Below are 295 nucleotides of genomic sequence, written 5' to 3'. Positions count from 1 at the left end.
TCTCCTTATTTATAAGGAATCTTTCTCATTTTTCAGTAGATTCCTCCAGATTCTTTCGGTACTGTGCCGGACTGACACCATACTCTTTCTTGAATACCCGGCTAAAATAGAGTGGGCTATCATACCCTACGATCTCTGCAATTTCTCCAATATTGTATTCGGTGTTCTCCAATAAGCTTTGTGCATTTACCATCCGAAGGGACAGGATGTATTGTGCAGGGCTTATTTTCATGTACTGCTTAAAATTACGGATAAACCTCGGCGTAAGCAGCCAGCTCCTTCAGGATCTCACGGG

At 42.7% G+C, this 295-nt stretch carries 1 protein-coding gene; it reads right to left on the bottom strand.

Translation table 11 applies throughout. The annotated features are described in order from the left end of the window. Positions 1–25: 25 nt before the first annotated feature. Complete coding sequence (locus P0G09_RS19410; protein WP_342760580.1) at positions 26–253, bottom strand: helix-turn-helix transcriptional regulator; 228 nt, start codon at positions 251–253, stop codon at positions 26–28. Between the last annotated feature and the right edge of the window lie 42 nt (positions 254–295).

It is taken from the genome of Faecalibacterium sp. DFI.5.82 (assembly GCF_029076575.1).
GTDB lineage: Bacteria > Bacillota > Clostridia > Oscillospirales > Ruminococcaceae > Faecalibacterium > Faecalibacterium duncaniae.
The sequence above is the reverse complement of the archived record's forward strand: the minus strand, read 5'-3'. Positions and strand labels throughout refer to the sequence as shown.